The organism is Anatilimnocola aggregata (genome assembly GCF_007747655.1).
Taxonomy (GTDB): Bacteria; Planctomycetota; Planctomycetia; order Pirellulales; family Pirellulaceae; genus Anatilimnocola; species Anatilimnocola aggregata.
The window spans coordinates 7045095-7071169 of record NZ_CP036274.1; the positions used below are offsets into that span (position 1 = coordinate 7045095).

The window sequence follows — 26075 nt, forward strand, 5'->3', positions numbered from 1 at the left end:
AATTTCTAACAGGCAACTGTCCTGCCTTAATGCCGGATTATGGTGGCTCATTTACGCCATCCCCAGGCAACAGATGAATCAGTACTCAGAGCTTACTGTCCGCTGGTCTTCCGGAATTGATCGAATTGCTGGCGGTACTTACTAGGCGCTTGGGTGCGACCACCGGTATCGCGCAGGTCGCGTTGCTTGTCGTTAACGATGCCGCCAGCGCGACGTTTCGTCTTGGGATCGCGCAAACCGAGGCTGCGGAAGGCCTCATCGAGCTCGCGAGCCTTGTTGGGATCAGCTTCCGCGTCCTTCTTCAACTGGTTCCAACGACGGGCGAATTCCTGCAATTCTTGCGGCGTCAATTGCAGCTTCTTAGCCAACTCTGGGTCAGGATTGTGCTCTTGATTGCGCAACTGCTGCAGCACCAGGTCTGTCGCTTTGCGAGTGTAGTTTTCATTGGCTTCGTCGGCAGCATCGGCACTTCGATTCGTAATGCCTTGCCCAGCGCGGTCAGCTGCGGTGCCACCACCAGTGGGATTTCCCTTGCCAACCTCGCTGCCACCGGCATTCGCGCCGCCTGGCTCCTTGCCCCCCTTATCGCTTGGCTTACCTTGCTTGTCGCCCTTGCCGGGCTCGTTTCCTTTTTCGCTAGTTCGAGTCGAGCTTCCTTGTCCGGGCTGCTTGCCGCTTTCACCGGTCTTGCCGGCAGCCTGTTGGCCTTGGCCTGCTTTCGAGCCGGTCTCGCCCTTGCCTTGTTCTTTGGCTGCGCCCGCACCTTCATCGCCAGCGCTGCTGCCACCAGCCGAGTCGTTTCCTTGTTGACCGCCGGATTGGCCAGCACCTTGTTTGCCCCCTCCACTCTGGTCGCCCGAAGTGCCACCCTTGGAATCGGACTGCTTCTTGCTGGTACTCGGGCCGCTGGTTTCGCTCCCTTCGGACTGCTTGCCGTCTGAGCCCATTTCTTTTTTCGTGTCACGATTCTGTTCTTGACCCTGGCCCGAACCGGTCAGATCCTTCGATTGCTCACCAGCGCCAGAATCTCCGTTCTGACCCGCACCAGGCTTCTTTTGCTCGCCAGTTTTGGGCGTGGGCTGTTGTCCCTCGCCCAGGGGCGGAGCACCTTGAGGGGAACCACTTTTTCCGTCGTTGGTTTTTTGGTTCTCGCCACCCTGCGGTGAACCGGGCTTGGCACCCGATTGCTGATTCATTGGCTGCTGACCAGCTTGTGGATTTTGCCCGGGCATCGGTTGCCCCTGACCGTTGGGTTGCTGATTGGGCGCTGGTGTCTGCTGACCGTTGGCTCCCTGTTCGCCCGGCTGCTGATCACCACCTTGCTTGCCGAACTGCTCGAGCAACTTTTCAAGCTCTTCGGCCGTTACCTCGCCACCTTGCTCTGGCTTGCCCGCTTGCTGATCGCCGGGCTGAGGTTTGCCGGTTCCTTTTTCTGTTTCGTTGGGTTTGTTCTGCCCAGGCTGTTGATTGCCCGGCTCTTGCCCCGCATCGGGCTGGCCAGCATTCTGACCACCTTGCTGGTTATTGCCCGCTTGCTTTGCCTTGTCACGCGTGTGCTTGAGGACTTCTTCGAACCTCTGGCCATCATGTTCGGGCTTGCCACCTCCGGCGCCGGGACGAGCGTTTGCGCCACCGGGTTGGCCGGTTGCTTCACCAGGGTTTCCTTGATCGCCCGATTCGTTGCCTGAATCGTTCAGCGGGTTCTGGCCTTGGCCAGTTGGATTACCTGGCGCTCCGCCTTGTCCGTTTTGTGGCTGCTGGCCGTTGGGTTTTGCCGCCTGCGAATTGCCCGAGCCGCTATCTCCCTCGCCCGATTCGCCCGAGTTTGGATCATTCTGACCAGTGCCACTTTGGCCTGAGTTGTTCGGCGGTTGTTGTTCGCCGGGCATCGGTGGTTCTTTGCCCGCTTGGCCTTGCTGGCCCTGACCATTTTGTCCTTGCCCGGACTGTGGAGTATTGCCTTGACCTTGCCCCGCCTGCCCCTGCTGACCCTGGCCAGACGATTCGCCACCTTGTTGGCCACCTTGCATCGGCTGCTGATCTTCGGGCTTGTTGGGCTTTTTGTTCTCGTCGCCGCTCTTTGGTTCCATTGGTTTCGAGTCGGCCGGGTTCGGTGGCTGATTTGCACCGTCCGGCTTTTGATCGCCCGGCATCGGTGGCTGCGGTTGGTTCCCGTGATTCATGGGCTGCTGATCATTGTTGGCAGCGGGGTTGTTCGCTGGAGGCTGCTCGCCCCCTTGGCCACCGTTGTTGCCGTTGGGCTTGCGAGCCGGCACGATGTGAATCGTGTAATCGGCAGTTTCTGCCCGCCCCGGTTGTGGCTGACCAGTGAGTGGATGATGACGATTGTCGACGGCAACTGCCTGATAGGTGACCACCGTTCCCGCCTTGAGCTTTTGGTCGCTCGGGCGAAATACGAACTTGCCGCTGGCCTGCGACGGTTGATCGCCGGCCAGCAGCAGAGATTGTTCAAACAGCGGCTGGTCTTTTGTCTTGCCGGCAACTAACAGCTTGGACAGGGCAAAATCGGGATCGACGCCACGCACTTCAATTGCCAGTTGGCCATCTTCGGCGACGTCGACTCGCTGCGTGCGCGGCGAAAGGATTTGCGCCTCGGGCGGCAGGTCGGCCTGCACTTGCAATTTGTGAATAACGGGCTGTTCGCTGAGTTCTCCCTGTTCGTTTGCAAAACGCACCTGATACGTATCGCGCCAGGGAGTAACCCGGTCGGGCTTCAATTGCAACGTGAATGTCCCGCGCGCTAGTTGACCTTCGACACTCAGAGGAATGCTTTCGGCAGCGCCGCCAGTGCGCGGATCGAATTCCAAAAAGGCACGCTTGATCGGCTGGTTGGCCCGTGCCTGAATGGTGACCCGTGTTCCCTCGAGTGAACTGATCTCGCCGGTCTCTTGCGTTTGCAATGGCCTGCGCGTGTAAGCAGGGAAGGTAAGTTCCGCTCGCTCAACGGCAATGGTGGGAGCCATGCGCACGCGAATTTCGTAGATCGACGAGACTGCGTCCCCCGCTTCGATGTGATATTGAACGCCTTGCTGCAAACCCGCCTTGGTCTTGAGCGATTCCCCTTGCTGCCCTGGTTCAGGCGCAGGCAGAGTGGCCGAGAACTTGCGTCCACCAGCGACCGACTTCATCGGCACTTCGCGGTTCCGAACCTGGCCATCGGCAGACGTGTAGATCAGGCGAACATCGTCGCTGCCACTCACACCTTGCACCTCGGCAGTCACTTCAACCTGCGAACCCAAATAAACCGAAGTATGCCCGGGCTGAACTTCGTGAATGATGACACGCGAAGGGCGGGCAAGGTCGGCCCACGGTGCCACGACACGCGCAGCGGTTTGGAAGGGATCTTTGGGCGACGCAATCTTATAGAGCGCTGCAATCGCCATAACGCCGCAAAGGACGTAGCCCAGGCGAATAAGGGGCGTACGGTCAATGGCCGTATCGACTTCGATGGCCGAGATATCGGTGGCGGCCCGCTGTTCGAGCGCGTCGAGGACCGATTGTTTGACGCCGGCATGATCTTGCTTCAAGAACAGAAAATTCACCAGGCTATTCTTGAGCGTGGGAGTCGCTTCTTCAATAGCCCGCGCAGAGTAGGCGGGATTCACCACTCGCAACAGCAGCGGGAGCATACGAGTGGCGACAAACCAACCGCTAGCCACGACATAGGCAATGAGTGACAGCCAACGACCGAACCAGCCCAGCGGCATGATCCAGTGATCGATCAAGGCTGCCAGCAAAAAGAAGATGAGGGTGCCGATGACGAGCGTAAGGAGTTGGCTGCCCGCTTCGATCCACTTCACGTACGAGCCGGCGCGGCCCAGTTGTTGATGAATCACGCGCTCGGCGGCATGTTCGTCGCGCACACCAGCTGATTTCGGCAGGCTTGTCGAGTTCGCAAGTCCAGTGGCCATCGCTCGTGCCTACTTCCATCCGAAAAGAGTTCTGCCCCAACCTCAGTCTAACCAGTTGCGGACCACATTGCACAAGTTCAGGGCTTAAGTCCAAACCCGGCGCGCAGCACAGCCTTGATTCCGTAAGTATAGACGAGCCAGCAGACTTGGCAGTTCTTTGAAATGGGCGGTGAAGCTCCATTCGGGCCGATTTATCCCGCCAATCGTCACAGCTCGCGCAGTTTGGCGCAGAACGCCAGGCGTTAGGCGAAAATTTAGTGCACCGCGAATTCGTAACTACTCAGACGGTCGTGCTTTCGATCGAGGAGTGGACACTCGTCCGCCCCCCGCAGGTGGCGGTCGAAAAAGGCCGCCGTATATCCCAGCATGAGTTCGGCATTGCCGCCGGCAACGCACTCCGTAGTGGTTTTGCCCAAGCTGATGAAGTTCGTCCAACCCAGGTGCGTTTCGTTCTTCAGCACCAGATAGTACTTCGGCCCCGCGAGCTTCTTGTAAACACCGGGAAGAAGCGGCGTGATGCCCCAGTCGAGAGTGCCGCCTTGCAGCATGACGGGGGTCTTCACCTCGCCGATATTCCCTTGCGAGTGATACGGAAGTGTATAGGCGGAAAGGGCGACGGCTGCCTTGATTCGTGGGTCACGCGATTTCTCCCAAGCGCCAATCAATCCCAACGATGTATAGCCACCGAGTGAGTGCCCCGAAATGCCGATGGCTGCGGAATCAATGCGCTGATGCAAGTCATCGTCCGCCTGGTTGTTGGCGGCCAGCAAGTGATCGAGCAGCGCGACTACATCTTCACGCCGGTCACGAAACTTGTCTTCGTTCCAACTGCGAGCGTCCGCAAAGTTTGGCACCGTGAGCGGCTTCTCACGCTTGTTGAGCAAGCCATCGGCATGGGCAATGGCTGCCACCATGTAACCCTTGCGCGCCAATCCTTCTAGCAGAAAGATCGATTGATCCGCTGATCCGAGAAAGCCATGAGAAAAGAGAATGAGAGCATGCTTGGCTGGAGAAATTTCGGCATCGGGCGCGACGAATCCAACCTGGCCGCGATAGCTGTGCAACCGTGCTGGTGCGGTCGTCGGATACCACAGCAGAACTACTCGTTCGCGGTCGGTCATGTCGGTACCGCGGTACTTGACTATCAGTTTGCGATAGCCGACGTGATTCTCTCCTGCCTGCGGCAGGTACGCTTCCGCTGCGCCGGCATAGGCGAGCCAGGATTGACTTGTTAGGCCCGCTGCTGCAAAGCCGAGCACTACGCGGCGAGTGAGATTGAAGCCACCCAGCCAACGCCTCGGCGGCAGGTTCGCTGCAGCAACTATTTCGTTTTTTTCGTTCATCGCAGTTCCCTCGTGAATATCTTACCCGCCCGGCAACGAACAAGTTTTATCCAGGCAGAAGGTGCGGGCTTTGCGGCCTCTTTTGCTTGCTTGACACCTCCTCTACTGCAGTCCAAACTGCGATGAGAAGTTTGTTTTTCTTGTTTGCCAATCTGATGCCCAGAAAGACCACTTGCTCATGCCTTCTCCTGATCCGCTGATTGGCTTGCAAAAAGCGGCGGAAGAGGCGTCCAGCGAGCAAACATCGCTCCGGTCACGGAGTGCCAAGGGTCAGGCCAATCGGGGTTGGGCAGCCATTGAACGGGGCGATCCCGAGGCCGCAATTCCCTGCTTTCGCGAAGCCCTCCGCTTGCAACCCGATTTACCCGTCGCTCGCGCCGGAATTGTCGAAGCACTCAAAGCGCGGCATCCACTCTATCGCTGGCTGCTGCAAGGTTGCTCTTGGCTGGCTTCGTTGCCAGCTTCCACTCAAGTTGCAGTGATGCTTGCCGTCTATTGCGGCAGCCGGCTCATCAGTTCGCTTGCCGAACAAACGAACGATGGAACGTCGCTTTTGTGGCCGCTGTTGATGCTCGTCTTCGGCCTCAGCGCGCTGGTGGGAATTGCCTCACCGCTCTTCAACCTGCTGTTGCGCTGGGATCCCTTGGGCCGGCAATTGCTGGACGAAGATCAGCAGCGCGGAACAAGTTTGCTGCTGGTCAATTTGCTCCTACCCCTGCCCTTGCTGGTTTGGGCCGTGTACTCGCAGGATGGCATGAGCCTTGTTGTTTGGCTGCTGCTCAGTCTGATTTCGCTCCCCTCTTCCGCCATCTTTCGTTGCGCACCCGGTTGGACGCGCTGGGTAATGGCCACCCTGACGATCGCGTTGGCCGCGATTGCCCTGCCACTGCTGGCCGGCATCTTTGTGGAGTTGCCAGCTTGGCTCGCGCAAGAACGCCTGGGCCTGATCGCGCTCTTCGTCTACGCCCTGATCGGTTCCCAAGTAGCCGCCACCGTCCTGATGGCGTTCAGCGTGCGACGATAACGGGTTGCATTCTGGTAGGTCACATCGGCCCGATGTGACCTGATTCAGCGGACTTGGCTTCGCCATGTGCCAAACATTTTGAATAGGCCGACGAAGACGAGGCCGATCACGCCCCCAACTATCGCGTGTATGGCGACGATGCGGCAGAAGATTGAAAAGTCGCTCGCCCAATTCCAATACTTCATTCGACGCAGTTCTTCCGCAATTTCAATTGCGAGCGCAGCAGCTACTACTGTCGACACACATGCACCCAGTACCGCAAACGACACGAAACTCGCTGCAGAAGATCGCTTTAAGCCAATCGCAACCGCTATGGCTGTGAGTAGCGGAGGCAATAGATGTGCACGACCAATTGGGTTTGGCGATTCAATCACCAATGACTGTCGCAAGGCAAAAAACAATCCGACCAACGCGATGAGTATGAGCAGCGTTTGCAGAGAAAACTGCCGCATCCTCGGTTCGCCTAAACAATGGTCTACTCGCGCGGCGTAAGTGTCGACGTAATCGTCGTCGTCAGATCGACGTTGATCGTCGAATCGCGATAAGCGCTTTCGGTCACAAGCCGCTGTTTCGTTTCTGAGGTCAACAGCCGGCCAGCTTCGCGCGAGAACCAAATCGTGCCGCTAAAACTTTGGTCCTTCAGTTTGGGCGAGCCCTTGCGGTCGGCAACTGGTGTCAGCTCTAGTTCGCCGGTGACAGTGATTTTCGCGGCTGGCTGTCCGGCGCGATCTTCCATTCCCGCCAGGGTGAACGTTCGTTTCTGCTTTACCACACCGAGGGCTGCAGTGGCTTGACGCTCGTCGGTCCAAGCGGGAGTGCTCCCTTCAAACGACTTCGGGAGTGGCAGCAGCGATTGCTTCAATAGTTGGTTAATTGACTCTTGATTGAGGCCGGGAATTCCCGCGCCCCCTTCGACAGAAACCTGATCCGCCGCAGCGACTTCACCCAGCGGAGTCATAGTGAATGTGAACTTTGCTCCCAGCAGTGGGGCAACAGCAGCAGCAAGATCTTTGGCAGCGCCCACGACCGCCTTTCGTTCGCGCGAGTCGTAAACCGTGGCATTATCTCCCTGGCCTTTCATTTCAATTCGCACGGAATCGATCGTTTGGGCGACGACAAACTTTTCCGCGGCCGCTTCCTGAACCTCCCAACTGACATGAAGCAGCAAGTTCACACTCGAAGGGAGCTTCTTGGTGGCATAACTGACTTGAGACTCGGTCTGCTGCTGCGTTTGCAGTTGAAACCGCTGACCTTTTTCCAATTTCCAACGCAGTGGTTCCTCAGCTATTCCAGCCAGGGATAGCAGGCTGATGACCAGCGCTGAACATAAGGCCAAGGAAGAAAAAGGTTTCATACGGAAAAACTCTCTCCGGCACGCAGAACCCGGGGCTGTGACTTGGTTTCTTTGCTGACGCGAGCTGCCCAGCCTGCACCGTCCTGCTCGATCGGCGGCCAGGTGCCAAAGTGCGATGGAGCGACGATCCGCGGATTGAGGAGCTTGATGGCGGCAAGCGAATCGTCAATTCCCATCGTATACAAATCGCCAATGGGTAGTACGGCCAGATCGAGCGTTGGTTCGGCAAACAGGCGCATATCGCTGAATAGTGCCGTATCGCAGGCAAAATAGAGGCGCTGTCCTTCGTTCAGTTGCAATATAAAGCCTGCTGGTGCTCCGCCGTACGAACCGTCCGGCAGCATCGACGAATGCCAGGCTGGAACCATCTTCACGCTGCCGAACGTCGCCTGGTACGAACCGCCTAGGTTCATCCCCACGGTATTTTTCACGCCCTGCTTGGCTTCGAACCAAGTCGCGATTTCGAAATTGGCGATGAGAGTGGCATTGCACTGATTGGCAATAGCCGCTGCGTCGAGGCAATGATCGAAGTGGCCGTGCGAGACCAGTACGAAGTCAGCTCGCACATCCTTGGCTTTGCACGAGGCCGCGGGATTGGTGTCCAAGTAAGGATCGAGCACGATCGAGTGGTCGCCGGACTGAATTAACCAGCACGCGTGTCCGAGCCAGGTGATCGTGGCCATGATTGTTCTCGGTAGCGTGAGCTTTTGCCCACAGGTGTTTCGGGTTACTCGTGGGCTAAAGCCCACGCTACGAGAAGGCGAATTATCGCCCGAGGATTCGCTTCATGGCACCCTTGTACATTTGCACGCCGGGTTGGCCGTAGGGATTTATGCCGAGCAGGCGACCTTCGACCACGTTGGCGATCATCAGCCATTGAAAGTATTGCCCCATCACCGTCACATCGGTTGTGGGCAAGTGCAAATCGATCGTGGGTCGGCCGTCACTCTTGTAGGCTTCGTTCGTCCCTTGAATGGCCGCGGTCATCAGTTCGGGCATCGTCTTGCCCGCAATGTCGTTGAGCTTGTCTTGATCGAAATCGCTCTTGCCGACGGGCAGGGCGTCGAAACGCCATTTATCGACAATCACGTTGACGAACAACTTATCGCGACGGCCCTGTTGATGCTGCTGTGCGCGGCTGTGTAAGTCGCGCGTGTTCACGGTGGTCAGCGGCGTGGCGCCGAGCAATCGCTTGCCCAAGCTTTCGGCCAGCAACTGGTCGTACCACAGTCCAGCGCATTCAAGAGCCTTCGACCACATGCAAAGGATGCGCAGGTTCGCCATCCGTCGCGTTTCCATGAGATGGCAGACCGAAACAAACTGCAGCACGAGGTTCTCGTCCGGTTTGGCTTCGCGAAAGTGCTTCGTCATCAACGATGCACCCTGCAGCAGGCGAAGGATATCGAGCCCCATCAATGCTGCAGGAACAAGACCAACGGCCGAAAGAATGGAGAATCGTCCGCCGACTCCGTCGGGTACAGGGAACGTCACCTCCGGCTTGCAGCCGAGCGCCAGCGACAAATCGGCCAGGCGGCCGGTGACTCCTGTGACAGGAATGATTAACTCTGCAGCCTTAGCCAAGTCGCCACCGCACGACTTTACGAGTGCAGCAGTAAATTGGCGAAAGGCGACGGCTGTTTCCAGTGTTTCGCCACTCTTGCTGATGACGACGATGCCCCAGCGCGTTTCCGGTGTTGTTCCTTGCTGTGTACCAAGCAAGTGCAACAGGCCTTGCGAGGCATCGTTGTCGATGTTGTTGCCTTCGAAATAAATGCGGGGATAGCCGCCCCGTTCCGCGCGGGTCAATTCGTTGTAATAAGGCTGGCAACAGGCATCCATCAACGCCTTGGCACCCATGTAGGAGCCGCCAATTCCCAGCACAACGACGCGGTCGACCTTTTCCCGCAGCTTGGCGGCGGCGGTCATGATCCGGCCCAGTTCGCTTTCAGCCCGCTTCTCTTGATACTCGGCCAAAAGGCGATCGGGCAGATCGAGAAAACCGTGATCGAGCGGGTCTTTTTCAGCGGGAACCTTACCACTCGAATAGGCCTTGGCATCGGCCTCCAATACTTCTTTTTGAGCCTGAACAACGGCAGGCTGCAGGGCAGCCAGTTCCGTTTCGGTGACGCCAAATTCAGAATGCATGGCCCCGTTCAGGTCGAGTTTCATGGTAACAATTGCCGCAGCCATGGCGAGACTACCTTGCGCAAATCGAGTGGCGGAAAGCGAATGGAGAGCGTGCGGTTGAAGATACTGGCTCGACGCCACCTTGTGAACGGGCCATTTTTTGTTACCACAAAGTACTCCTCACCCGCCGCGTGATGACTACGTTCGAGTTGGTAACATTAACTGCCGAGGCCGCCATGGATATTCATGCTTTGACCCGAGAGTTGCAGGTCAAGAACGATTCGAAAATTGTGATGCTCGTTGCCGATGGCTTGGGTGGTTTGCCAATGCAGCCCGGTGGCAAGACGGAACTCGAAACAGCGAAAAAGCCCAACCTGGACGCACTTGCAAAAATCGGTGTCCAAGGTGCCAGTTTGCCGGTTTGTCCCGGCATCGCCCCCGGCAGTGGCCCAGGCCATCTCGGGTTGTTTGGTTACGATCCGATTCAATATGTCATCGGTCGCGGCGCCCTCGAAGCAACGGGTATCGGCTTTGCCATGCAGCCTGGTGATGTTGCCGCGCGTGGCAACTACTGCACGCTTGACGCCAATGGTCTGATCAGCGATCGCCGCGCGGGACGCATTGCATCGGATGAGAGCGCTCCGTTGGCGATCAAACTTCGGGAAGTGAAGATTCCGGGTGTCGAAGTGTTTGTGGAACCGGTGAAAGAACACCGCTTTGTCGTGGTCTTTCGCGCACCAGGTTTGGCCGGCAATGTGAAAGACACCGATCCTCAGGCCGTTGGTAAGGCTCCGCTTCAAGCGCTCGGTCTTGATGCCCCCAGCGAGAAAGCGGCGGCCATCGCCAATGAGTTCATCAAACAAGCGACCAAGATTCTCGCTGGCCACCCCAAGGCCAACGGTCTTACCCTGCGTGGGTTTAGCGGCCGGCCAGCTTTGCCGAGCTACGAAGAAGTGTACGGCCTGCGTGCCGGCGCGATTGCCGTTTATCCCATGTACAAGGGTCTGGCTCAGCTGGTGGGCATGAAGATTCTCGGCAAGGCTCAGACGTTGAACGAGCAAGTCGATGTGATGACGCAGTACTGGAAAGATTTCGATTTCTTCTTCCTGCACTACAAATACACAGATAGCACTGGCGAAGACGGCAACTTCAATGAGAAGGTAAAGAAGATCGAAGAGTTCGACGCCGTGCTGCCACGCATCCAAGCGCTCAATCCCACGGTGCTGATCGTCACTGGCGATCACAGCACTCCCAGCTATCTGAAGGCACACAGCTGGCATCCGGTGCCGACGCTGCTGGTGAGTGATTGCTGCCGGCCCGACGGGCACACGACCTATGGTGAGAACACAGCTATTCGCGGTGGTCTGGGCCAATTCGAAGCAAAATTCTTAATGACGCTGGCACTAGCGAATGCCGGTCGGCTGCAGAAGTACGGCGCGTAACCCGTAGCCCACGTAATCCTGAGACCAAGGTTCGACGTGGGCTAAAGCCCACGCTACTTTTGCTTAATAGTCGTACCAGAGCCCGAAGCCGAGTTGCTGCTCGTGCTCTTGGTAGAACGAGAACTGGCTGCTGCCACCGTTGAAGTAGTGCAACCCTGCGCGGAGCAGATGGCTGTTCTCATCGCCGACCCAAGCCCAGCCGGTTTGCACGGTCAGGTTGCCACCGAAGTTCAATTCTTCGCGCAAGTGGCCATTGATCGCGAAGAAGGGTTCACCAGCCCAACCCGTGGGGCGCGTCGGGGCCCAATCGATTCCGAATTGAAATTCCCACGGTTCGCTGACGTCCGTATAGAACGCCCAACCAACTTCGCTGTAAAGCCGTAGCTTCTCGGTCCAATAAAACGAGTGCCCCAGTACGAATACATCGCGGGCAAAATTAAGCCGGGGGTAAGTCGGATTTTCGATGAGAAACTCATCGCCCAGGTGCGAGCTGAGGTGATAGTAGGCGAACTTGAAGCGGTGCTGGCCAATGCCATAGGTCAACGGCATACCACCGCGAAAGTCGACCGCTTGCACGTCGACGTTGTTCTGAATGTCCAGTCGCACTTGGGCCGAGCCTTCGACATCGACCTGAAAACCTTCTGGGTTGATGCGCGAGGAATTGCCGTATCGCCAAATGCCCACGCGACCACCCAGTGTCGCATCCCACAAGGCATAGTGGTCGGTCTCGTGAATGATGTGGGCCGAGAGACGCGATTCCTTCGCGCCAGCTAAGTACGACTTATAAATGAGGCCGTCGGGAAGCAAGTGCCAAGACCAGGGCTCGCACGGCGCAGAAATGTGAGGATGTGAATCAAGGTATTGATCCATATCGAAATACTGCTGCGTTGGCGACTCGGTAACAGGTGGTTGTTCGGTGACCGTCGTCAGCGGCAGTTCATCGGGGCCAAACTGATTCGTCCCCATCGGCGGCTGCAACAGCGAGGCATTCGAAAACAGCAGCGATTGGTTGACGATGCTACCATCCTGTCCGACCGCAGGAACGGTTGCCAGCAGCAGCAGCGACAGCACCAACCCGCACGGGGCGAGCTGAAGTCGATCGCTGTTTGGGCGGGATTTTGACAAGGGGAGCAACACGGGCGGGCTATCCTGATGAGACGGGCAGGAGCGATCGCGTGGATGCGAACGTCTGCCCGTTTTCATTTCGACCAACTACAATCGATTTCTGCGTTATGAGCCAAACCTGCGGAACGGACTACCGAGTCCATAGAAGGTCCGCGGGCGGCAGAGTTTACCGGGCTACCCCATTTCGCTCCAGGGCGATCCACGCCAAAGTAATCTACTTGCGGGTAATCACTTACGACCGCTGGTCGGGCACGGCTGGGAGCTAAAAGTGTTTCAGCGACAGTGGTTAAGCTGGTGACAGCTAACGGGTGGTAGTGCTGCTAGCGGTTGAAAATCAATTTCTAACAAGTTATTCATCAAGCCCCCGCCTGCACGGAGAGGACAATCAGCGATGGTCTTACTCGAGTTCAGCATTGCACCCTTGGAAAAAGGACCGAGCGTGGGCAGCTATGTTGCTCGTAGCTTGGAGATCATCGCCGCCAGCGGTCTCGACTATCGCCTACATGCGATGGGTACGATCATCGAAGGTGAAGTCGACCAGGTCCTCGACGTCTTCAAGCAATGCCTGGCCGCCATGACTGCCGACTGCGAACGAGTCAGCTGCACCATGAAACTCGACCACCGCGCCGGCGCTGTTGGCAGGCTGAATTCGAAAGTAACCAGCGTTGAAGAAAAGCTCGGACACAAACTGAAGACCATTGCCGATTGAAAGTAATTGATTGCTCCTCGTCTTCACTTCTGCCTTCTTACTTCTACATTTTCCCCATGCTCACCACCGACGTCGCCATTGTTGGAGGAGGAATTGTCGGGCTGGCCACCGCCTGGCAATTGCTCCATCGCTATCCTCAACTCCGAGTTACGGTTTTAGAGAAGGAAGCGAACGTCGGCGGGCATCAGACCGGGCATAACTCCGGCGTTTTGCATTCGGGCATTTACTACAAGCCGGGCTCGCTGCGGGCACTCAATTGCCGCACTGGCAAAGCTGCGATGGAGCAATTTTGTCAGGAGCACGGAGTTCCGTACGACATTTGCGGCAAGGTGATTGTCGCCGTCAACGAACAGGAACTGCCGCGGCTCGATACGATCTTCGAGCGCGGGCAACAAAATGGCGTCCGCTGCGAAGTGATCAGCCGCGAGCGACTGCTGGAACTCGAACCGCACACCGCGGGAATCAAGGCGATTCATGTTCCTGAAGCGGGCATCGTGAATTACGCAGCAGTCACTCGCAAACTGGCGGAATTGCTCCCAGCGCGTAATGGCCAGGTTCTAACCGGCTGGCGCGTGACCAAGATGCACGGCGAGAGTGAAGGGGTCGTGATTGTTTCCGATGCTGGTGAAATCATGGCGCGTCACGTGGTTACCTGCGGCGGACTGCACAGCGATCGCCTGGCGAAGCTAACAGGCCATCCAACCGCCAATCGCATCGTCCCATTCCGTGGTGAGTACTACGACCTTAAACCCAACGTGCAACATCTCTGCCGGAACCTTATCTATCCGGTGCCTGATCCCAACTTCCCGTTCCTCGGTGTCCACTTCACGCGGATGATCGAAGGGGGCGTGGAGTGCGGCCCTAACGCGGTCCTCGCTTTCGCCCGTGAAGGATATCGCAAGCTCGATATCAACATGGCGGACCTGCTTGAAACGCTCACCTACGGCGGCTTCCTCAAATTAGCCGCCAAATACTGGCGAACTGGCGCGGGAGAAATGTGGCGATCCTGGAGCAAAGCAGCTTTCGTCCGCGCGTTGCAGCATTTGATTCCGGAGATCAAAAGCGAAGACCTCGTCGCCGCGCGCACCGGCGTTCGCGCCCAGGCTATCGCCCCCGATGGAATGATGATCGACGACTTCCTCATCGAAGCCAGTGGCCGTTACGTCAACGTGCTCAACGCTCCCTCGCCAGCCGCGACATCATCGCTGAACGTCGGCAAGTTAATTGTCGATAAACTGGCCGAGCGGCTGTAGTCATCATCTGTAGTCATCACGCTCCGCGTGATGTCAAATCGCCGTTTGGTACGGTTGAAGTCGTTCCTCGCCAAGCAAGGTTATCGATCATCACGCGGAGCGTGATGACTACATTAGCACCTTACGAATATTTTCTTCATTCACCGGGTCGATGACGCCACGTTCAGTGATGATGCCGCGGATGAGACGCGCTGGAGTGACGTCGAACGCAGGGTTATAGACGCTAATGCCGTCGGGAGCAGTCTGGCGGCCGAAGCCGTGTGTGATTTCGGTCGCTGCCCGCTGTTCGATGGGAATGAGGTCACCCGTGGGGAGCGTGAGATCAAACGTGGTGGTCGGTGCCGCAACATAGAACGGAATCCCGTGCGCATGGGCGAGGACGGCCACGCTATAAGTGCCGATCTTGTTCGCGGTATCACCGTTCGCCGTGATCCGGTCGGCACCAACGACCACTGCCTGGATCTTGCCTTCGCGCATCACTTGCCCGGCCATGTTGTCGCAAATGAGGGTGGCGTCGATACCGCGCTGAGCAAGTTCCCAGGCGGTTAATCGCGCGCCCTGCAGCAGCGGGCGCGTTTCGTCGACAAAGACCTTCAGTGACTTCCCTTGATCCTGGCAAGTAAAGAAAACCGAGAGCGCGGTACCGTATTCCGCCGTCGCCAAGCCCCCCGCATTGCAGTGCGTGAGAACTCCACTGCCGCTCGCAATGAGCTCCGCACCAAAGCGGCCAATCGCCCGGCACAGCTGGCGGTCTTCGTCGTGAATGGCTTTGGCTTCTTTCAGGAGCAGCGCTGGAATTTGCTGCGGCAAGTGTTCTGCCCGCAATTTATTGGCTAATCGACGCATGCGATCGAGCGCCCAGAAGAGATTCACCGCGGTTGGCCGGCTGCCGGCGAGATACTCGATCGTCTTCGTCAGGTGAGCATCGAACGCCTCTGGAGTCGATCCGGTCACTTGTTGCATACCAAGCACCACGCCATAAGCGGCAGCAATGCCAATGGCAGGAGCGCCGCGGACACGCAGTTGCTTGATGGCTTCCCAAACCATTCCAACATCGGTGCAATTTAGCTCGACTAGCTCGAGAGGGAGGCGGGTTTGGTCGATCAGCGAAAGGCTACCGGTGACATGGTCGCCGAGCCAACGCATGGTTTCTACAGGGATTTTGGTCATTGTTGTCGCGTGGGCTTTAGCCCACTTAGGAATCGAAATAAACGCAAGTGAAAATTCAAAGAGGACGTCTGACGTCGGCTAAAGCCCACGCGACAGAATGATCAATTTGCGAACGGCAAGCCGAATGTCTCGGCCACCGCGCGGTAAGTGACCTGCCCACGCCGGATATTGACGGCGGTGGCGAGTGGGGGAAGTTCTTGGCAGGCGTCGTCGATGCCGCGCTCGGCCAGTTGCATGACCCACGGCAGTGTGACATTGCACAAGGCGAACGTGCTGGTGCGGCCAACCGCGCCGGGCATGTTGGTAACGCAATAGTGGAGCACGTCTTCGTCCATGTAAGTTGGGTCGCTGTGGGTCGTGGGGCGGCTGGTTTCGATGCAGCCCCCTTGGTCGATGGCAACGTCGATGATCACGCTGCCGGGCTTCATTACCTTCAGGTCTTGCCGCGTGACGAGTTTGGGGGCGCGAGCGCCGGGAATGAGGACTGCGCCGATGACGAGGTCGGCTAATTTCAACTGAGCGCGAATGGTGTGGCGGTCGCTATAGAGGACGTTGACGTTCGGCGGCATGATGTCGTCGAGATAGCGGAGGCGATCCATGTTCACGTCGAGGATGGCAATATCTGCTTGAAAGCCGGCAGCGATCTTCGCCGCGTTCGCGCCGACAATTCCGCCGCCGAGAATCGTGATATGAGCAGGTGCCACGCCAGGAACACCTGCGAGCAAAATGCCGCGGCCCATTTGCGGCTTCTCCAGGTACTTGGCCCCTTCCTGAATGCTCATCCGCCCGGCCACTTCGCTCATCGGCGTAAGAAGCGGCAAGCGGCCTTGAGGATCGCGGAGCGTTTCATAAGCGAGACAGGTCGCGCCGCTGGCGAGCATGGCGTCGGTCAATTCGCGGCTGGCGGCGAAGTGAAAATAGGTAAATAGTGCCTGCCCGGGACGAATGAGAGGCCATTCCTGTGGCAGTGGTTCTTTCACCTTCACGATCAGTTCGGCCTGGCCAAAAACATCGGCAGCTGTCGGCACAATTCGAGCGCCTTGCTCTTGGTACTCGGCATCGGTAATGCCACTGCCCAGGCCAGCGCCCGCTTCGAACAACACCTGGTGCCCCGCGCGAACGAGTTCATCCACGCCGACCGGTAGCATCGCCACCCGATACTCGTCCCGTTTAATCTCGCGCGGTACGCCAACGATCATTAGTTTGGTTCCTGGGAGAGGTTTCGTGGCAAATTACAATTCGTTCAGGCGGAAGGTCAGGGGTCGGGAGTCTTTGGCGAGCAACGAGTAACCACGTGATTAAGTCGGTTTTCGCCAAAGACTCCCGACCCCGATGCACAAAGCCCACGCTACGAACGAAAACCGGGTTTTTGCTTCTGGGGTTTCTCTGCGGGCGGCAGCAAGTCGCTGAGCGGAGAGAGTTCAATTAACTCGGCCAACCCCGCAGCCACCAGTTCGCGGCCGGTTACGTAGCGACCAGGATGCAGCCAAGGGCGAAGCTTTTCGAGGGGCACATTGAATTGCCGGGCCAGGAGTTCGTCCATATCTCGTTCCAGATGTTCAAAATGGCGTGCCCATTCCGCTGCTTCCGAAATCAGAACATGCTCTTCGCTCTGCCATTTCATGGGGTGAAACAGCAGGACGCTATGGGGTGTGACGAGGCGGCGGGTACAGGCTGCGAACAGCCAGAGCGCTGCTGAGGAGCATTCGCCAGTGACAACACCCGTGGCCTTTAGCCCGCGAAGAGCAATCAGCCCAGACAGGGCCAGGGCGACATAGGCACTGCCGCCGGGAGAATTGAAGTACAGCACGCACTCGCTCCCCGGCGGGACGCTAAGGAGTTTGTCGCTGAGGTCCCCCTCCCGCTCGGTCAGGTCGCCGCAGATGGCGAGTTCGAGCGGGCCTTCGTCGTGTTCCATTGGTTCGTCTGTAGGGGGCATGCCGGTTGGGCCGTCCTCAATTAAGTAGCGGTTGAGTGCAAGACTGTTTTCATTTCTGGGGGGCAAGCATCTATAATAGCAATTGCGAGTCGACAGGCGGCAACGGGACAACGGGTCATTACAGCGGGCTGAATTTTGTGGCCTGCCTTTGCAGGCACGGAATAGAGACGACAGGCAGCGATTATGGGCATTCGTTTTCATTGTCCGAACGGCCACAAGCTGAACGTAAAATCGTTCTTGGCTGGCAAGAAGGGGGTCTGCCCCGATTGCAGTGCGAAGTTTCGCATTCCCGAGCGCTCGGAACCAGGGCTCGATAGCGACCTGGAAGATGCCGATGAACATGCCGCGCCCGCGCAAGGCGCGCATCAACCGGCCGCAGTGAGTGCTGCCCCAGTGGCTGTGGCAGCCGCCATCCAAGCCCCCGTGCAGCCGATGCCAGCCAAAATGCCTGCCCCAGTCGCGGCGGTTTCAGTAGCACCTTATGCGACCACTGCCGCCGCAATCGCTGCCCCGGCAGGAGCAATTCCCAGTGGTGTGCCTCTGCCAAGTATGAAGGCCGGAGCTCAGCCGGTGACAGCAACCGCGCCACCTTTTGCAATGCCTGCAGCACCTATACATCCGGCGGCCATGTCGGCCGCCCCCCTGGCGATGCCTCCCCCGCCGCCGATGACTGCAAGTGGAATGGGCGGGCGCGATGCAATCGCCGAGAATCCGCTGGCGACCTGGTTCGTTCGGCCCCCTTCGGGCGGTCAGTTTGGGCCCGCGCGGGGCGAGGTGATGCGCAAATGGCTGACCGAGGGGCGAGTGACGGCCGATTCGCTCGTCTGGCGTGAAGGGTGGACCGATTGGTTAGCGGCGACCGAGGTTTTCCCTTCTCTGGGCAAAGCTGCGGTGGCCATGTTTGGGGCACCGACTGTCGCCACGAAGGCCGCTTCCCCTTCAGCCGCAATCGTGGGGCGTAAGAAGTCAAGTGGCGCACTCGGTGCCACGATACTGGTTCTCTTGGCCATTATCTGCGTAATCCTGGTCGGTGTTTTGGCATTCGTTCTTTCCGGCGGCACGGCGAGCACGTAGAATAACGGCGACCGTTTATTCGATTTCAGCTCTCACCCACCTAGCAATTTCCTTCGAAGGACCTACCTATGCGCAGCGGTTTGTGGACGTCGGCAGCCATGTTTTCTTGCCTCGCCTTTTGCTCATCTGCCATGGCACAAGAGGCCACCAAGTTCACGGTGGGCGAAGGCAAGTTGGAATTCAAAGCTCCTGCTTCTTGGAACAAGAAGACCCCCAAGGTGCGAATCATTGAAGTCGAGTACGAAGTGCCGGCGGCCAAGGGTGACGAGTTGGCCGGCCGCATGACGGTGATGGGCGCGGGTGGCACCGTCGAAGCCAACATTGATCGCTGGATTGGCCAGTTCGATCAACCGGGCGGCGGCGACACCAAGGACAAAGCCAAGATCGAAAAGTTGAAGGTCAGCGGCCAGGATGTGCAGTGGGTCGACCTCTCGGGTACTTACAAAGACAATCCGGCTCCTTTTGCCGGTGGCAAACCAGTACTGCGTGAGAATTATCGCATGCTGGCCGCCATTGTGCAGACCAAGGAATCGGGCAACTACTTTTTGAAGTTCTATGGGCCGAAGGCGACCGTCACGGAAAACGAAAAGGCGTTCCGCGATCTCGTCGACAGCATGCAGGTCAAGTAAGCTTCACGAATTAAGAACAATTTGAAAAACCTCTCAGCCCTGGGCAGCGATGCTCTGGGCTGATTTCGTATCGGCAGCAACTTGCCGGTGATAACGGCCTTCTGTTGTCGGCACAGTCGGCACGCGTGGTTTGAGCGATTCGATTGGCAAAGTTTCCAGTGGGGCTATGTGGCGGGCCGAAAGAAATCCGATGCGGCCGCATGTTACAATTCCGACGCTAGTCCGCTGAAGTTCTGACCACGCACAACTGAGGGCAGCAACGATTCATGTCCCGCGTTCCGTCTCACCATCGACTGCTGGCTTCGTTGCTCGATCGGCTGATCGAGATTCAGCCCAACGAAGAAGCCACGTCGCACAATCCGCAGGGATTGTCGTTGAGCGAGATGCAGGCCAATGTGCTGCGCGATGTGCAGTCTCTCTTGAATACGCGGCAAACTCTGACCGAACCGACCGACGACGAGTCGCACCTGCGGCAATCGGTCGTCTCGTTCGGGCTGCCCGATATTTCGAACGTGAATCCAGATAACCTCGACCAGCGCGACGCGATTCGAAGTTCGGTCGAAGAGGCGATTCGACAATTCGAACCACGTTTAGCCAATATTCGCGTGCAGGCGCATGAAACGTCGAATGCCGATCGCAGCTTGCGTTTGACCGTCGATGCGCTACTGAAGGTGGAACCGAATCCGGTGCCGGTGCAGTTCGACACGGTAATCGAAAGTGGCACGAGTCAGTGGAAGGTGAAATAAGGATCTCGCCCGCATGGCAACCCGGTTGGAGCGCGAGTACGAAAACGAACTGGTATTCATTCGCCAGTTTGCGACCGAATTTGCGCGCGAACGTCCCGGCATTGCCGGCCGGCTCATGCTCAGCGAGGACACAGGCTTTTCGCAAGACCCGCACGTCGAACGGCTCATCGAAGCATTCGCCTTTCTCACCGCCCGCGTGCAGGTCAAGCTCAAAGACGAGTTTCCCGAACTGACCGATGCGCTGCTGAACATTCTCTATCCGCATTACCTGGCCCCGATTCCATCAATGGCCATTGCCCAGCTGCATCTCGACCGCGCGCAAGGGAATCTCACTACGGGACAGGTGATTAAGCGGCATACCGAAGTCTATTCGCGCGAGATCAATGGGCTCCCCTGTCGCTTTCGCACGACGGCCGACACGGAACTGTGGCCCATCGAAGTGACCAAGGCCCGCTATGAAAGCGCGCCCTTCGGCCGCGAGATTAGCGATATTGTCGACCCGCGCCGCCTGCGCGATGCCGAGTCGGCCATTCGGATCGAACTGAAATCGTGGAGCGCTCATCCGCTCAAAAAGTTGGACCTTTCGCAGCTGAGGTTTTTTCTCAGCGGCGATATGCCGACGACCAATCAGTTGTACGAACTGATTTTTAATCACGCGGTCAGCGTAGTGATTCGCGTGCCCGATGTGATGCCGAAAGAAAGCTATGCCTTTCTGCCGGCCAGTGGTTTACATCCGGTTGGCTTTGACCCCGACGAAGGAATGCTGCCGTATGGGCCGCGCTCGTTGCCTGGCTATCGGCTGTTAACAGAATTCTTCACGTTCCCGCACAAGTTCCTGTTCTTCGATGCCACAGGCCTCGCAGCGCTAAAGAACTTGCCGGTGACCGATCAATTCGAGTTGGTCATCTTCCTGAACAAGACCGCGCCCCAGTTAGAGACACGAATCAAGGCCGACACCTTCCGTCTCGGCTGCACGCCTATTGTCAATCTGTTCAAACAATCGGCAGAGCCCATTCGCCTGACGCGCACGAAGATGCAGTATCCGCTCTATCCGGATGTGCGACGCATGAGCGCGATGGAGGTCTACTCCATCGATGAAGTCGAGAGCATTCATCCGGAAACGAAAGAATCGATCACTTATCGGCCTTTCTTTTCCTTTCAGCACGATACCGAATCAGCTGGCGAGCGCGCATATTGGGCCCATCATCGCGTACCGTCGATCAAGGCGGACGATCAAGGAACCGATATTTTCCTCTCGCTCGTCGATTTGAATTTCAATCCCACGCTACCTGCGGCCGAAGTGCTGCTCATTACTACCACCTGCACCAATCGCGACATTCCCGCCGACGCTCAAAAGACCGGCAATGCCGAGTGGGGTTTTCAACTCACGGGGCAATCGCCGGTGCGAAAGATCACGACGCCAGTCGAACCGACTCGCCCGTTACGCTTGAAAGAGGCCGCCAATCGCTGGCGACTCATTTCGCATTTATCGCTCAATCACTTGTCAATCACCGGTGGCCCCGATGGCGCCGCGGCACTGCGCGAACTGCTGCGGCTATACGACTACACTTCGTCGCAAACAACGGCCCAGTTGATCGAGGGCATCACTTCAATTAGCAGCGAGCGGAGCGTCGCGCCGATTCAAGATGCCAAAACGCGCGGCTTTTGCCGCGGTCTCGATGTGACCGTTACGTTCGACGACGAAAAATATCCGGGCACGGGCTTTTATCTGTTAGCCTGCGTCCTCGAACATTTCCTGGGGCAATACTCCACGATCAATTCGTTCACGCGGATGATTGCGAAATCGAAACAGCGCGAATTCTGGGAGCGAAAATGGGCACCGAGGACCGGCAATCTGACGCTGGCTTGAGCCAATGGCTCGGCGTCACGCCGACCAGCCGGGCCGCCGTCCACACCGGCCTCCCGGGGCTCGATCACCTGCTGCGCGAAGAACCGTATCGCTTTGAATTCTTCGCGGCGATGCACCTGCTTACGCGCATTCGGCTGATGCGTCCCGACTTCGACCTCGATGGCCAGGCCGAGCTTCTGCCCATTCGCTTTCGCGCCCATCAGTCGCTGGCGTTTCCGCCCAGCGAAATTCACGACCTAAGGGTGCTTCCAAATTCGAAGCGCCCGATCGAGATGCTGGTCACGTTCTTCGGGCTGACTGGGCCGATGGGGGCCCTGCCGCGGCACTACACCGAGATTGTCATGGAGCGGATACGCAAGCGCGATCACGTGCTGCGCGACTTTCTCGACCTGTTCAATCATCGGCTGATCATGCTGTTTGCCGAAGCCGGGCATAAATATCGCTTCTGGTTTTCCTACGAGCAGGCCGTGCAGATTGGCCGGATTCGTAAGACGCAGGGTTCGCAGAAATTTCGCGGCTTCGTACTGGAAGATCGCCCACGCATCGATCACGTCTCTCAAAATCTGCTCGATCTTGTCGGTCTCGGCAATTCGCTTCAGCGGTACAAAGACATTGTGCGCGGTGCATTAGCGAACCGCGTCGATATCGCCGACGAGACCTTTCGGCATTATGCGGGCTTGCTGTCGCAATCGCATCGCAGCGGGTTGGGGCTCGAACAAATCCTCAGCGGATATTTTGCAACGCCGGTCAAGATTCAGCAGTTTGTCGGCCAGTGGCTGCAACTGCCGGCCGAATATCGAACTGGTTTGCCCATTCGCGAAGAAATTATCGCCCCGGGCGCAAGCAAGCCGACCACCGTGCCAAAGGCTCCGGTTGCCCATGCAGCGCCCCGTTTGGGACAGAATACAGTCATTGGGTCGAGAATCTGGGAGGTCCAGGGGAAGTTTCGTGTCACCTTGGGACCCCTCACTTATCAGCGGTTCTTAGACTACTTGCCGGTGGGCAACGCATTTCGCAAACTGGCACAACTCACGCGAATTTACGTTCGAGGCGGTTTCGACTTCGATGTGCAGCCGACACTGCTGGGGCACGAGGTTCCCTGGTGCCGGCTGGGCGGCAACGAAACACCCGGTGCCCGGCTGGGCTGGAACACGTGGATTCGCAACGAGCCGTTTCGCAAGCCCGTCGACGATGCGGTGTTCCAGGTCGAAAACAAGGTCTCGTTCGGTTCGTAAAGTCACATTGCAGAACGATTGTCAGGAACCGGCTGTAACATTTCGTCTTCGTTGCCGCTAATGATCTTTTAGCTTTGAGTGTTGCTCTTCTATCTACTTTCACCGAATGCGGGGCGTCCCTTTGGGGACGAAAATCGTGGCGCACAACTTGAAATCGCTGCTCGGCAAGCTCAATGAATATTGTCACCGCGCGTTGCTCAGTGGAGCTGCGGTCGCTGCTTCCAAAAGCAACTTCGAAGTCGAACTCGAGCATTGGTTCTTTCAACTGCTGGAAGCTCCGAACACCGACATCAGCCGCCTGCTCCGGCACTTCGAGATTGACCAGTCGCGACTCGTCGGCGAACTGGCCAAAGCCATCGAGAAATTCAAGACGGGCAATCCGCGCGCGGTGGCTGGCTTCTCGATCAAGATCGTCGACCTCCTGCGCGAAGCCTGGCTGATTGCGTCGGTCGAGTTTGGTGCTAATAAAATTCGCTCGGGGCACTTGTTGCAAGCCGTACTCGCCACGCCGGACCTAGCCACACTCATTTTGAGCAGCTTGCCCAAGCTGGGTACGATCGACGTCGCACAGTTGCAAAAAGACATGCGCGACGTCGTTTCGGGCTCGATCGAAGACGTAGCCAGCGCCAAAGATGCCGCCACCAGCGGTGGCGATGGTGGTCCGCAACTTGCCTCGGGTGGCAAGACACCAGCCCTCGATCAATTCACCATCGACCTCACCGCGCGGGCTCGCGAGGGCAAGGTCGACCCGGTACTTGGCCGCGATTTCGAGATTCGACAACTCGTCGATATCCTGATGCGTCGTCGCCAGAACAACCCGATTCTCACGGGCGAAGCGGGGGTTGGCAAAACGGCCGTTGTTGAAGGCTTTGCCATTCGCATTGCATCTGGCGATGTGCCGCCAATTCTGCAGAACGTCTCGCTCCGCTCGCTCGACCTCGGCCTGTTACAAGCGGGCGCGGGAGTGAAGGGCGAATTCGAAAATCGCTTGAAGCAGGTGATTGCAGAAGTCAAGGCTTCGCCGCAGCCCATCATTCTGTTCATCGACGAAGCTCATACTCTAATTGGTGCCGGTGGTGCTGCGGGGCAAGGTGACGCGGCGAACATGCTCAAGCCGGCACTGGCCCGCGGTGAACTGCGCACCATCGCGGCGACGACCTGGTCGGAATACAAAAAGTACTTCGAAAAAGATGCGGCCCTCGCGCGGCGGTTCCAAGTGGTAAAGGTGGAAGAGCCCGGTGAAGAGCAGGCCATTAACATGATGCGCGGCTTCACGCCGACCCTTGAGGACCATCACGGTCTGCAAGTGCTCGACGAAGCGATTCGCGATGCCGTCAAACTATCGAGCCGCTATATCACCGGTCGTCAGCTGCCCGATAAATCGGTCAGCTTGCTCGATACAGCAGCCGCGCGCGTGGCGATCAGTCACAACGCCACGCCTGGGCAGGTCGAAGACACACGCCGTCGCACCGAGCAACTTGTTCGGCAAATTGAAGGCATCTCGCGCGAACATGCCATCGGCGGCGGGCACGACGAGCACCTGCAGCAGCTCAAAGAAGAGTTGACGCAGACCGAAGCCAAACTGAAATTACTCGACGAGCGTTGGCAGAAAGAACTGGAGCTAGTGAAAGCGATTCGAGAGATTCGCTCCAAAATCGCAGCTGCGGTGTTGCCCCCAAAGCCGAGCAAGAGCAAAGATGCCAAGGGAAATGGTCAAGCGCCTGCTGCAGCTACTGCACCGGCCGTTGCTTCCGCCACGACTGGCCCGGCTGCAAAGGTGACCGTCGGCGGTGCCGTGGGTCCGCAAGCAGCCGTCGTTGCCGAAACCGCTGCGGCTACGCCACCCACTGCAGAAGAGCTCGCGCAGCTACGAAAAGATCTCGATACCAAGAATGCCGAATTGAAGGCCCTGCAAGGCGAGAATCCGCTGATGCAGGTTTGTGTCGATTCGCAAACAATTGCCGAAGTGGTGTCGGGCTGGACCGGCATTCCGATTGGCAAGATGTTCACCGACGAAATCAAAACGGTCCTCAAACTGAAAGAAAAGCTTGAAGAGCGCGTGATTGGCCAGTCGCACGCGCTTGATGCGCTAGGTCAACGCATTCGCACCGCCCGCGCGGGACTTGTCGACCCAAACCGCCCGATTGGCGTGTTCATGATGGTGGGCCCCAGCGGCGTCGGCAAAACCGAAACCGCGATGGCGCTTGCCGATATTCTGTACGGTGGTGACAAAAACATGGTCATCATCAACATGTCGGAGTATCAGGAGGCTCATACCGTTTCGAGCCTCAAGGGTTCCCCTCCCGGTTATGTCGGCTATGGCGAAGGTGGCGTGCTGACCGAAGCTGTTCGCCGCAAGCCTTACAGCGTGGTGCTACTCGACGAAGTCGAAAAAGCTCACAATGACGTGATGGAATTGTTCTACCAGGTCTTCGATAAAGGGATGCTCGAAGATGCCGAAGGTCGCGAGATCGATTTTAAGAACACCGTCATCCTGCTGACTTCCAACGTCGGCACCGATGCGATTGCCAAGATGTGTGCCGATCCAGAAACACGCCCCGATCCGACAGCACTTGCCGAAGCACTTCGTCCTGAATTGCTGAAGGTCTTCAAGCCGGCGTTTCTCGGCCGTATGGTCGTCTGTCCCTACTATCCACTGGCGGACGACGTGATGCGTGACATCATCAAGTTGAAACTCGGACACATTGGCAAACGACTGGCAGAGAACCATAAAGCCAAGTTCACCTACGATGACTCAGTCGTCGAAGCGGTACGCGAACGCTGCCGAGAGGTCGAAAGCGGAGCCCGCAACGTCGACCATATTCTCACCGGTTCAATGCTGCCCGAGATTTCTCGCGAAGTCCTGGCGCGGATGGCCGAGGGAACATCGATCAAGCGAGTCCACATCAAGATCGACGACAAATCTCAGTTTGCCTACGAACTTGAATAATCCGCGCAAGAAGGACATCCAGCCTGTCATTCCCGGCCATCGCAGGCTGGATGCCTATGCCACGAACTTGCGGACGAGCACCCGAAAACCCGCTTAAAAACCACGATTTCGCGGTTTTTACCCAAAAATCGGGCAACCGGGCGAGCTCAGCCG

General features: G+C 57.6%; 20 protein-coding genes. 10 read left to right on the top strand and 10 right to left on the bottom strand.

Going from position 1 to position 26075, the window contains the following annotated elements; genetic code table 11:
- Window positions 1-92: 92 nt before the first annotated feature.
- Window positions 93-3932 carry a hypothetical protein gene (locus ETAA8_RS26535; RefSeq protein ID WP_145095810.1) on the bottom strand — a complete coding sequence of 1280 codons (3840 nt, stop codon included), beginning with the start codon at window positions 3930-3932 and terminating at the stop codon, window positions 93-95.
- 254 nt (window positions 3933-4186) lie between these two features.
- Entirely contained in the window at window positions 4187-5275 is a 1089-nt protein-coding gene (locus ETAA8_RS26540) for an alpha/beta hydrolase family protein (protein ID WP_145095813.1), read from the bottom strand.
- Window positions 5276-5453: 178 nt separating this feature from the next.
- Between ETAA8_RS26540 and ETAA8_RS26545 the strand changes: the two genes are divergently transcribed.
- The gene (locus ETAA8_RS26545; protein WP_145095816.1) at window positions 5454-6299 is read left to right on the top strand and encodes a tetratricopeptide repeat protein; all 846 of its coding nucleotides are present in this window, start codon (window positions 5454-5456) and stop codon (window positions 6297-6299) included.
- 44 nt (window positions 6300-6343) lie between these two features.
- Here the strand turns inward: ETAA8_RS26545 and ETAA8_RS26550 are convergent, their stop codons facing one another.
- The 4 genes from ETAA8_RS26550 to ETAA8_RS26565 form a co-directional block, all read right to left on the bottom strand.
- Complete coding sequence (locus ETAA8_RS26550; protein WP_145095819.1) at window positions 6344-6751, bottom strand: hypothetical protein; 408 nt, start codon at window positions 6749-6751, stop codon at window positions 6344-6346.
- A gap of 23 nt (window positions 6752-6774) precedes the next feature.
- A complete protein-coding gene (locus ETAA8_RS26555) occupies window positions 6775-7653 on the bottom strand; it encodes a hypothetical protein (protein ID WP_145095822.1) in 879 nt (292 codons plus the stop codon).
- Window positions 7650-8336, bottom strand: coding sequence for a metal-dependent hydrolase (locus ETAA8_RS26560; RefSeq protein WP_145095826.1), 687 nt, complete (start codon window positions 8334-8336; stop codon window positions 7650-7652). Before ETAA8_RS26560 ends, ETAA8_RS26555 begins: the two co-directional genes overlap by 4 nt.
- Before the next feature lie 82 nt (window positions 8337-8418).
- A complete protein-coding gene (locus tag ETAA8_RS26565) occupies window positions 8419-9843 on the bottom strand; it encodes a glucose-6-phosphate isomerase (protein ID WP_238397574.1) in 1425 nt (474 codons plus the stop codon).
- 173 nt (window positions 9844-10016) lie between these two features.
- Between ETAA8_RS26565 and ETAA8_RS26570 the strand changes: the two genes are divergently transcribed.
- Entirely contained in the window at window positions 10017-11222 is a 1206-nt protein-coding gene (locus ETAA8_RS26570; RefSeq protein ID WP_145095829.1) for a 2,3-bisphosphoglycerate-independent phosphoglycerate mutase, read from the top strand.
- A gap of 63 nt (window positions 11223-11285) precedes the next feature.
- Here the strand turns inward: ETAA8_RS26570 and ETAA8_RS26575 are convergent, their stop codons facing one another.
- Window positions 11286-12359, bottom strand: a complete 1074-nt coding sequence (locus ETAA8_RS26575; RefSeq protein WP_238397575.1) for a DUF1207 domain-containing protein — start codon at window positions 12357-12359, stop codon at window positions 11286-11288.
- A gap of 379 nt (window positions 12360-12738) precedes the next feature.
- Here ETAA8_RS26575 and ETAA8_RS26580 point away from each other — a divergent pair, with 379 nt between their 5' ends.
- Together ETAA8_RS26580 and lhgO are read left to right on the top strand one after the other, a co-directional pair.
- A complete protein-coding gene (locus ETAA8_RS26580) occupies window positions 12739-13056 on the top strand; it encodes an MTH1187 family thiamine-binding protein (RefSeq protein WP_145095832.1) in 318 nt (105 codons plus the stop codon).
- A 56-nt stretch (window positions 13057-13112) separates the two neighbouring features.
- Window positions 13113-14309 (top strand): L-2-hydroxyglutarate oxidase, encoded by a 1197-nt coding sequence (gene lhgO, locus ETAA8_RS26585; RefSeq protein ID WP_145095835.1) that lies wholly within the window; start codon window positions 13113-13115, stop codon window positions 14307-14309.
- A 108-nt stretch (window positions 14310-14417) separates the two neighbouring features.
- Here lhgO and mtnA read toward each other — a convergent pair whose 3' ends face one another.
- The 3 genes from mtnA to ETAA8_RS26600 form a co-directional block, all read right to left on the bottom strand.
- Entirely contained in the window at window positions 14418-15479 is a 1062-nt protein-coding gene (gene mtnA / locus ETAA8_RS26590; protein ID WP_145095838.1) for an S-methyl-5-thioribose-1-phosphate isomerase, read from the bottom strand.
- A 101-nt stretch (window positions 15480-15580) separates the two neighbouring features.
- Window positions 15581-16678 carry an alanine dehydrogenase gene (ald, locus tag ETAA8_RS26595; protein ID WP_145095842.1) on the bottom strand — a complete coding sequence of 366 codons (1098 nt, stop codon included), beginning with the start codon at window positions 16676-16678 and terminating at the stop codon, window positions 15581-15583.
- Between the two features lie 149 nt (window positions 16679-16827).
- Window positions 16828-17418: a ClpP family protease gene (locus ETAA8_RS26600; RefSeq protein WP_238397576.1), complete on the bottom strand. Its 591-nt coding sequence runs from the start codon at window positions 17416-17418 to the stop codon at window positions 16828-16830.
- 183 nt (window positions 17419-17601) lie between these two features.
- Here ETAA8_RS26600 and ETAA8_RS26605 point away from each other — a divergent pair, with 183 nt between their 5' ends.
- From ETAA8_RS26605 to tssH, 6 genes are all read left to right on the top strand, one after another.
- On the top strand, window positions 17602-18492 hold the full coding sequence (locus ETAA8_RS26605) for a DUF4339 domain-containing protein (protein ID WP_145095845.1): 891 nt from the start codon (window positions 17602-17604) through the stop codon (window positions 18490-18492).
- Window positions 18493-18560: 68 nt separating this feature from the next.
- Window positions 18561-19121 carry a hypothetical protein gene (locus ETAA8_RS26610; protein ID WP_145095848.1) on the top strand — a complete coding sequence of 187 codons (561 nt, stop codon included), beginning with the start codon at window positions 18561-18563 and terminating at the stop codon, window positions 19119-19121.
- A 266-nt stretch (window positions 19122-19387) separates the two neighbouring features.
- Complete coding sequence (gene tssE / locus ETAA8_RS26615) at window positions 19388-19867, top strand: type VI secretion system baseplate subunit TssE (protein ID WP_145095851.1); 480 nt, start codon at window positions 19388-19390, stop codon at window positions 19865-19867.
- Window positions 19868-19880: 13 nt separating this feature from the next.
- Window positions 19881-21737, top strand: a complete 1857-nt coding sequence (gene tssF / locus ETAA8_RS26620) for a type VI secretion system baseplate subunit TssF (RefSeq protein ID WP_145095854.1) — start codon at window positions 19881-19883, stop codon at window positions 21735-21737.
- Window positions 21701-22972, top strand: coding sequence for a type VI secretion system baseplate subunit TssG (gene tssG, locus ETAA8_RS26625; protein WP_145095857.1), 1272 nt, complete (start codon window positions 21701-21703; stop codon window positions 22970-22972). Before tssF ends, tssG begins: the two co-directional genes overlap by 37 nt.
- Window positions 22973-23108: 136 nt before the next feature.
- On the top strand, window positions 23109-25922 hold the full coding sequence (tssH, locus tag ETAA8_RS26630) for a type VI secretion system ATPase TssH (protein WP_145095860.1): 2814 nt from the start codon (window positions 23109-23111) through the stop codon (window positions 25920-25922).
- Window positions 25923-26075: the final 153 nt, after the last annotated feature.

Coding starts and splice junctions, on each gene's coding strand:
- ETAA8_RS26535 (WP_145095810.1), bottom strand. CDS start 3,932: ATGGCCACTGGACTTGCGAACTCGACAAGCCTGCCGAAATCAGCTGGT.
- lhgO (WP_145095835.1), top strand. CDS start 13,113: ATGCTCACCACCGACGTCGCCATTGTTGGAGGAGGAATTGTCGGGCTG.
- ETAA8_RS26540 (WP_145095813.1), bottom strand. CDS start 5,275: ATGAACGAAAAAAACGAAATAGTTGCTGCAGCGAACCTGCCGCCGAGG.
- ETAA8_RS26580 (WP_145095832.1), top strand. CDS start 12,739: ATGGTCTTACTCGAGTTCAGCATTGCACCCTTGGAAAAAGGACCGAGC.
- mtnA (WP_145095838.1), bottom strand. CDS start 15,479: ATGACCAAAATCCCTGTAGAAACCATGCGTTGGCTCGGCGACCATGTC.
- ETAA8_RS26565 (WP_238397574.1), bottom strand. CDS start 9,843: ATGGCTGCGGCAATTGTTACCATGAAACTCGACCTGAACGGGGCCATG.
- tssG (WP_145095857.1), top strand. CDS start 21,701: ATGGGCACCGAGGACCGGCAATCTGACGCTGGCTTGAGCCAATGGCTC.
- ETAA8_RS26605 (WP_145095845.1), top strand. CDS start 17,602: ATGGGCATTCGTTTTCATTGTCCGAACGGCCACAAGCTGAACGTAAAA.
- tssE (WP_145095851.1), top strand. CDS start 19,388: ATGTCCCGCGTTCCGTCTCACCATCGACTGCTGGCTTCGTTGCTCGAT.
- ETAA8_RS26610 (WP_145095848.1), top strand. CDS start 18,561: ATGCGCAGCGGTTTGTGGACGTCGGCAGCCATGTTTTCTTGCCTCGCC.
- ETAA8_RS26550 (WP_145095819.1), bottom strand. CDS start 6,751: ATGCGGCAGTTTTCTCTGCAAACGCTGCTCATACTCATCGCGTTGGTC.
- ald (WP_145095842.1), bottom strand. CDS start 16,678: ATGATCGTTGGCGTACCGCGCGAGATTAAACGGGACGAGTATCGGGTG.
- ETAA8_RS26570 (WP_145095829.1), top strand. CDS start 10,017: ATGGATATTCATGCTTTGACCCGAGAGTTGCAGGTCAAGAACGATTCG.
- ETAA8_RS26560 (WP_145095826.1), bottom strand. CDS start 8,336: ATGGCCACGATCACCTGGCTCGGACACGCGTGCTGGTTAATTCAGTCC.
- ETAA8_RS26600 (WP_238397576.1), bottom strand. CDS start 17,418: ATGCCCCCTACAGACGAACCAATGGAACACGACGAAGGCCCGCTCGAA.
- ETAA8_RS26555 (WP_145095822.1), bottom strand. CDS start 7,653: ATGAAACCTTTTTCTTCCTTGGCCTTATGTTCAGCGCTGGTCATCAGC.
- ETAA8_RS26545 (WP_145095816.1), top strand. CDS start 5,454: ATGCCTTCTCCTGATCCGCTGATTGGCTTGCAAAAAGCGGCGGAAGAG.
- tssF (WP_145095854.1), top strand. CDS start 19,881: ATGGCAACCCGGTTGGAGCGCGAGTACGAAAACGAACTGGTATTCATT.